The organism is Pseudoalteromonas sp. 0802 (assembly GCF_013350085.1).
Taxonomy (GTDB): domain Bacteria; phylum Pseudomonadota; class Gammaproteobacteria; order Enterobacterales; family Alteromonadaceae; genus Pseudoalteromonas.
This window is the reverse complement of sequence record NZ_JABVXE010000044.1, coordinates 1-6,862: the sequence shown is the minus strand read 5'-3', so window position 1 is coordinate 6,862 and position 6,862 is coordinate 1. Positions and strand designations below refer to the sequence as shown.

The window sequence follows — 6,862 nt, the reverse complement described above, 5'->3', positions numbered from 1 at the left end:
AGCTGATAGCTGATAGCTGATAGCTGATAGCTGATAGCTGATAGCTGATAGCTGATAGCTGATAGCTGATAGCTGATACCCAATAGCTATGCTATAATCCCCGCAATTTTTGACTTTCAGTAAGTAACAACGCAATGACACTTGATGATATTCGTATCGTATTAGTTAACACATCACATTCTGGTAATATTGGCTCAGCGGCACGTGCTATGAAAACGATGGGCTTATCAAATTTATATCTTGTTGATCCTGCTTGTGAAATTGACAGTCATGCGAGTGCGCTTGCAGCCGGTGCAACTGATGTTTTAGGTAAAACAGTGGTTGTTGATACACTGGCAGATGCGATTGCTGATTGTGGTTTAACAATTGGTACCAGCGCACGCTCACGTACTTTATCTTGGCCTATGGTTGAGCCGCGTGAATGTGGTGAAAAGTTAGTGGCTGAGGCTGAACATGGCCCTGTTGCACTCGTGTTTGGTCGTGAAAATAGTGGTTTAACGAACGAAGAGCTACAACAATGTAACTACCACGTATGTATTCCTGCAAACCCTGAATACAGCTCGTTAAACCTAGCGATGGCCGTGCAAACACTGTGTTACGAAACACGTATGGCATATTTAAATAAACAGCCAAAAGTACAAGAAGAAGACGAAGCAACCTACCCAAATGCGAAGCAAACTGAGCTGTTCTACGAGCATTTAGAGCAAACGCTAAACGACACAGGTTTTATCATCAAGCAGCACCCTGGCATGGTGATGACTAAACTACGTCGCTTATTTAACCGCGCACGTCCAGAAGAAGCTGAGATGAACATCTTACGCGGTATTCTTACCTCTATTAATAAGTCTATTAAATAAGTTTAGGTTATAAGCTTTATTCATCATAATACTTGACTAAATTACTCAGGTAATTAAAATGTACTCAATACTTGACCAAAAAGGTCAGGTATTGATGCTGAGCTTATAGCTTATATAATACTTGACTATTTTGGTCTGGTAATTAAAATTTGCACACCTTAGCGTGCAGTAACATCGGGGGCTCCATGAAGTTAACATCAAAAGGCAGATACGCAGTAACCGCCATGTTGGATGTTGCACTACATACAAATGTGGGTGCAGTGCCTCTTGCCGATATTTCTGAACGCCAAGAGATTTCGTTATCTTACCTTGAACAACTATTCGCCCGTTTACGTAAAAACGGCCTTGTGACCTCTGTGCGTGGCCCAGGTGGCGGATATTTACTAGGTCGAGAAGCGAACGAAATTTCTGTCGGCGATGTGATTAACGCCGTTGATGAGTCTGTTGATGCAACACGTTGCCACAATGCAACGGGTGGCTGCCAAAGCGGCATGCGTTGTTTGACTCATACCTTATGGTCGGACTTAAGCGCACGTATCGAAGAGTTTTTAAATAGTATTACCCTTGCTGAATTGGTGGAAAAGTCTGATGTGAAAGAAGTCGCATCGCGCCAAGATAACAGCATCAACAATGCAATTAAGCAACTGGAAAACATTCAAGTAAGCTGTCAACTGTAGCTTGACGAAAGCGGAGAGAGAAATGAAGTTACCGATTTATTTAGATTACGCAGCAACCACGCCTGTTGATGAACGTGTGGCAAAAGAAATGATGCAATGCCTGACTATGGACGGTAATTTTGGTAACCCTGCATCACGCTCACATCGTTTTGGTTGGCAAGCAGAAGAAGCGGTTGATCAAGCGCGTACAGATATTGCTGATCTGATCAACGCTGACCCGCGTGAAATTGTTTTCACTTCAGGTGCTACAGAATCAAACAATCTAGCAATTAAAGGTGCTGCGCAGTTCTATAAAAAGAAAGGCAAGCACGTTATCACTGTTAAAACAGAGCACAAAGCAGTGCTTGATACGTGTCGTGAACTAGAGCGTCAAGGTTTCGAAGTAACCTATATGGACGTTGAAGAAAACGGTTTACTTGACCTTAAAAAGCTTGAAGCTGCAATGCGTGACGACACAGTACTTGTGAGCGTAATGCACGTAAATAACGAGCTAGGTGTTATCCAAGATATCGCGACAATCGGCGAAATGTGCCGTGAGCGCAAAATTATGTTCCACGTAGATGCTGCACAAAGCGCAGGTAAAGTACTTATCGACGTGCAACAGTTAAAAGTAGATTTCATGTCGTTCTCTGGCCACAAAGTATATGGCCCGAAAGGTGTAGGCGCACTTTATGTTCGTCGTAAGCCACGTGCACGTTTAGAAGCACAAATGCACGGTGGTGGTCATGAGCGTGGTATGCGTTCAGGCACACTAGCTACTCACCAATTAGTTGGTATGGGTGCGGCATTTAGAATCGCTAAAGAAGATTTCGAAAAAGACCATGCACACATCAGCGCACTTCGTAAGCGTCTGATTGATGGCATCATGGCTGATATGGACGAAGTTTACTTCAATGGTGAACCAAGTCAATCAGTTCCAGGTATTGTAAATATCAGCTTCAACTTTGTTGAAGGTGAGTCGTTATTAATGGCTGTTAAAGACATTGCTGTTTCATCAGGTTCAGCCTGTACCTCAGCAAGCTTAGAGCCTTCTTATGTACTACGTGCATTAGGCCGTAATGACGAGTTAGCACACAGCTCAATTCGTTTCAGCATTGGCCGCTTTACGACTGAAGAAGAGATTGATTACACCGTTGAACTAATCAAAAACTCGATCGGCCGTTTACGTGAGATGTCTCCTCTATGGGAAATGCATCAAGAAGGTATTGATTTAGATTCAGTTGAGTGGGCGCATCACTAATCAGTGATCGCCGCCTCTAGCAGGTAGTGAGGATAGTATTATGGCTTATAGTGATAAAGTAATCGATCATGTTGAAAATCCACGTAACGTGGGTGCTTTAGACAAAAATGATCCGTCAGTTGCAACAGGTATGGTGGGTGCACCAGCATGTGGTGACGTAATGAAATTGCAAATCAAAGTATCACCAGAAGGTGTAATTGAAGACGCAAAATTCAAAACATATGGTTGTGGTAGCGCAATCGCTTCTTCTTCACTTGTAACTGAGTGGGTAAAAGGCAAAACATTAGATGAAGCTGCAACAATCAAAAACACTGATATCAGTGCTGAGCTTGAATTACCGCCAGTGAAGATTCACTGTTCAATTTTAGCAGAAGACGCGATTCAAGCAGCAATTGCTGACTACAAAAGCAAACAAGCGAAGTAAGAGATAAATTCATGGCAGTGACATTGACAGATGCGGCAGCAAACCGCGTAGAATCATTTTTAGCAAATCGCGGCAAAGGCATTGGCCTACGCGTTGGCATTAAAACGACGGGCTGTTCAGGTCTTGCTTATGTTCTTGAATTTGTTGATGAGTTAGCAGACGGCGACGAAATTTTTGAAAGCCGTGGTGTGAAAGTAATCGTTGATGCTAAAAGCTTAGTCTACATTGATGGTACTGAGCTTGATTACACCAAAGAAGGTTTGAACGAAGGGTTTAAGTTTAACAACCCGAACCAAGCCGATGAGTGTGGTTGCGGCGAAAGCTTCACCGTTTAAGCTTATAAAACTTTCTTTGCTTGAAGCCCTGCCTATGTAGGGCTTTGTTCTTTCCTGTTTACCGAGTTGGATTATGTAATGCGTTACTTTGAGTTATTTGCAATTCCAGTAGATTACAACATTGATTTAGCGACTATTAATAAACACTACCTTGAGCTGCAACGTGCAGTTCACCCAGATCGCCACGCAAGCTCTAGCAGCCGTGATAAATTACTTGCTGTGCAAAATGCAGCAGAAATCAATGATGCATTACAAACCTTAAAACACCCGGTAAAACGTGCTGAGTACATGCTAAGCGAGCTTGGTGTTGATATTCGCGCCGAGCAACAAACATTACAAGACCCGCTATTCTTAATGCAGCAAATGGAGCTGCGTGAAGAATTAGAAGAACTTGAAAATGCCGCAGATCCTGATGCAGCAATTGCCCAGTTTGAAGCGCAAATTAAACAGCTCGATAAACAATACAGCAGTGAATTAGCCGCTCAGCTGGCAAGTAATGATGAGCAACAATGGCAAGCTGCCGCTGATAATATTCGTAAATTGAAGTTTGTTTATAAGCTACGCGATGAACTAGAGCGTATTGAAGACAGTTTATTTGATGATTAATCGTTAGTTGTTATACAACAGCTATTTAAGAGTTTAAAAAGAGCATTATGGCATTATTGCAAATTGCTGAGCCGGGGCAGAGCGCGGCACCACATGAGCACAAATTAGCAGTCGGTATTGACCTTGGTACAACTAACTCGTTAGTTGCAACAGTGCAAAGCGGCGAAGCGCGTACACTGACTGATTTAGCAGGCAATGCGATGCTACCTTCGGTTGTTCAATATCAAGCAGATAGCATTGTGGTTGGTGAACGAGCGGCTGCAGCTGCAACTCAAGACCCTGCAAACACACTAATCTCGGTTAAGCGTTTTTTAGGTAAAACTCAGGCTGAAATCGAAAAAAGCTATGGTCAACTGCCGTATGAATTTTGTGAGCATGATGGCTCATTAGCAATCAGCACGGTTGCGGGTGCAATTAGCCCTGTTACTGCATCGAGTGAAATTTTAAAAGCATTAAAATTACGTGCAGAAGATAGCTTTGCAGGCCAAGACATCTTAGGTGCGGTTATTACTGTGCCAGCTTATTTTGATGATGCTCAGCGTCAAAGCACCAAAGATGCCGCAGAGCTTGCTGGTATTAAGGTATTACGTTTATTAAACGAGCCAACGGCTGCGGCTGTTGCTTATGGCCTTGATTCAGGCCAAGAAGGTATTATTGCCGTATACGATTTAGGTGGCGGTACCTTCGATATTTCTATTTTACGTTTACACCAAGGCGTATTCGAAGTACTTGCGACTGGCGGTGACTCAAGCCTTGGTGGTGACGATTTTGACTCGCTATTAGTTGATTACTTCAAAAAACAAACGGGTGTGAGCGAGCTTTCTGCATCGGTATTGCGTTTATTCATCAATAAAGCAAAAGCGTGTAAAGAAGCGCTAAGCCAATACCAAACTGTAAATGTTGGTTTAGAGTTTGATGGTCAAAGCCACAAGGTTGAAGTTACCCGCGAAACGTTTGATGAGCTTGCTCTTAGCCTGGTTAAGAAAACACTACGCTCTTGTCGCCGAGCGGTTAAAGATGCCGGTATCGAGAACGAAGAAGTACTACAAGTTGTAATGGTTGGCGGCTCGACTCGTATACCAATTGTACGCTCTCAAGTTGCTGCATTTTTTGATAAAGAGCCACTGACTTCAATTGATCCAGATCGCGTAGTTGCACTCGGTGCGGCATTACAAGCAGATGTATTGGTTGGCAATAAGCCAGATTCAGACATGTTGCTATTAGACGTATTACCACTGTCGCTAGGTCTTGAAACCATGGGTGGCTTGGTTGAGAAAATTATTCCACGTAATACCACGATCCCTGTAGCACGTGCACAAGAGTTTACTACTTTCAAAGATGGTCAAACGGCTATGTCACTGCATGTACTACAAGGTGAGCGTGAGTTAGTTGATGATTGTCGTTCGTTGGCTAAGTTCAGCTTAAAAGGTATTCCGGCCATGGCAGCAGGTGCTGCGCACATTCGCGTAACCTTTAAAGTAGATGCTGATGGCCTATTAAGTGTATCGGCAATGGAAAAATCAACCGGTGTGCAAGCTGAAATTCAGGTCAAACCATCATTTGGTTTATCGGACGACCAAGTTGCAAACATGCTAAAAGAATCAATGACTAACGCGAAAGACGATATGCAAGCGCGTATGCTTAAAGAGCAGCAAGTTGAAGCGTTACGTGTTGTTGAAGCGCTTGAAGCATCACTGGCAACCGACAGTGCATTACTTGATGAACAAGAATTAGGTGCGTTAAAAGCAGAAATTGCTAAACTTGTTGCCGTACGCGAAAGCGCAACAACACCTGCAGAAATTAAAGCAGCGATTGAAGCTGTAGACAATGCAAGTAGCGAATTTGCTGCTCGCAGAATGGATGCATCAATCAAAAAAGCGCTGCAAGGGCAGTCAGTAGACGAAGTTTAACGAGGTAAGGTATGCCACAAATTATTTTTCTTCCACACGAAGAGTTATGCCCAGAAGGCGCTGCTATTGAAGCTCCTACAGGTGAAACGGTATTAGATGTTGCACTAAAAAATGGTATTAGCATTCCACATGCTTGTGAAAAATCATGTGCGTGTACTACATGCCACTTAATCATTCGTGAAGGCTTCGACTCTTTAGATGAGAGTGATGAGCTTGAAGACGATATGCTAGATAAAGCATGGGGTCTTGAGCCAGAGTCACGCCTTGGTTGCCAAGCGGTGATCAAAGATGAAGATTTAGTGGTTGAAATTCCAAAGTATAATCTCAATATCGTTAATGAAGAGCATTAATTTTTAACGGCTTTGATTTCGTAAAAACCGCTGTAGTTGCTTGGTCTCTACAGCGGTTTTTTGTTTTTGGAGCTGTCAGCTTTCAGCCGTCAGTTTTTAGCAGATCGAGAGGGTGGTTCAGTTATTAGTGTTTTTGAACAGTAGTAACGTTGTATGCTTTTTAGATCTATTAAAAGCTGTCAGCTTTCAGACGTCAGTTTTTAGCAGATCGAGAGGATGGTTCAGTTATTAGTGTTTTTGAACAGTAGTAACGTTGTATGCTTTTTAGAGCTATTAAAAGCTGTCAGCTTTCAGACGTCAGTTTTTAGCAAATAGAGAGGGTGTTTCAGTTATTTGTGTTTTTGAGCAGCAATAGCTTTACATTCATTTCTCAGGTTTTATGTTTTTGATAGCTGATAGCTGATAGCTGATAGCTGATAGCTGATAGCTGATAGCTGATAGCTGATAGCTGATAGCTGATAGC

At 42.7% G+C, this 6,862-nt stretch carries 8 protein-coding genes; all 8 read left to right on the top strand.

Going from position 1 to position 6,862, the window contains the following annotated elements; genetic code table 11:
- The first annotated feature begins 134 nt into the window (after positions 1–134).
- The 8 genes from trmJ (at position 135) to fdx (ending at position 6,399) form a co-directional block, all read left to right on the top strand.
- Positions 135–857, top strand: a complete 723-nt coding sequence (gene trmJ, locus HUS61_RS20875) for a tRNA (cytosine(32)/uridine(32)-2'-O)-methyltransferase TrmJ (protein WP_054563546.1) — start codon at positions 135–137, stop codon at positions 855–857.
- Positions 858–1,042: 185 nt separating this feature from the next.
- Positions 1,043–1,534: a Fe-S cluster assembly transcriptional regulator IscR gene (gene iscR / locus HUS61_RS20870; RefSeq protein WP_054552499.1), complete on the top strand. Its 492-nt coding sequence runs from the start codon at positions 1,043–1,045 to the stop codon at positions 1,532–1,534.
- 22 nt (positions 1,535–1,556) lie between these two features.
- Positions 1,557–2,774 carry an IscS subfamily cysteine desulfurase gene (locus HUS61_RS20865; RefSeq protein ID WP_175083642.1) on the top strand — a complete coding sequence of 406 codons (1,218 nt, stop codon included), beginning with the start codon at positions 1,557–1,559 and terminating at the stop codon, positions 2,772–2,774.
- A 40-nt stretch (positions 2,775–2,814) separates the two neighbouring features.
- The gene (iscU, locus tag HUS61_RS20860; protein WP_054552501.1) at positions 2,815–3,198 is read left to right on the top strand and encodes a Fe-S cluster assembly scaffold IscU; all 384 of its coding nucleotides are present in this window, start codon (positions 2,815–2,817) and stop codon (positions 3,196–3,198) included.
- Between the two features lie 11 nt (positions 3,199–3,209).
- Positions 3,210–3,533: an iron-sulfur cluster assembly protein IscA gene (gene iscA / locus HUS61_RS20855; RefSeq protein ID WP_054552502.1), complete on the top strand. Its 324-nt coding sequence runs from the start codon at positions 3,210–3,212 to the stop codon at positions 3,531–3,533.
- 78 nt (positions 3,534–3,611) lie between these two features.
- On the top strand, positions 3,612–4,139 hold the full coding sequence (gene hscB / locus HUS61_RS20850; protein ID WP_054552503.1) for a co-chaperone HscB: 528 nt from the start codon (positions 3,612–3,614) through the stop codon (positions 4,137–4,139).
- Between the two features lie 47 nt (positions 4,140–4,186).
- On the top strand, positions 4,187–6,049 hold the full coding sequence (hscA, locus tag HUS61_RS20845; RefSeq protein ID WP_175083641.1) for a Fe-S protein assembly chaperone HscA: 1,863 nt from the start codon (positions 4,187–4,189) through the stop codon (positions 6,047–6,049).
- Between the two features lie 11 nt (positions 6,050–6,060).
- The gene (fdx, locus tag HUS61_RS20840) at positions 6,061–6,399 is read left to right on the top strand and encodes an ISC system 2Fe-2S type ferredoxin (RefSeq protein ID WP_054552505.1); all 339 of its coding nucleotides are present in this window, start codon (positions 6,061–6,063) and stop codon (positions 6,397–6,399) included.
- Positions 6,400–6,862 lie beyond the last annotated feature (463 nt).

Coding starts and splice junctions, on each gene's coding strand:
- trmJ (WP_054563546.1), top strand. CDS start 135: ATGACACTTGATGATATTCGTATCGTATTAGTTAACACATCACATTCT.
- iscR (WP_054552499.1), top strand. CDS start 1,043: ATGAAGTTAACATCAAAAGGCAGATACGCAGTAACCGCCATGTTGGAT.
- HUS61_RS20865 (WP_175083642.1), top strand. CDS start 1,557: ATGAAGTTACCGATTTATTTAGATTACGCAGCAACCACGCCTGTTGAT.
- iscU (WP_054552501.1), top strand. CDS start 2,815: ATGGCTTATAGTGATAAAGTAATCGATCATGTTGAAAATCCACGTAAC.
- iscA (WP_054552502.1), top strand. CDS start 3,210: ATGGCAGTGACATTGACAGATGCGGCAGCAAACCGCGTAGAATCATTT.
- hscB (WP_054552503.1), top strand. CDS start 3,612: ATGCGTTACTTTGAGTTATTTGCAATTCCAGTAGATTACAACATTGAT.
- hscA (WP_175083641.1), top strand. CDS start 4,187: ATGGCATTATTGCAAATTGCTGAGCCGGGGCAGAGCGCGGCACCACAT.
- fdx (WP_054552505.1), top strand. CDS start 6,061: ATGCCACAAATTATTTTTCTTCCACACGAAGAGTTATGCCCAGAAGGC.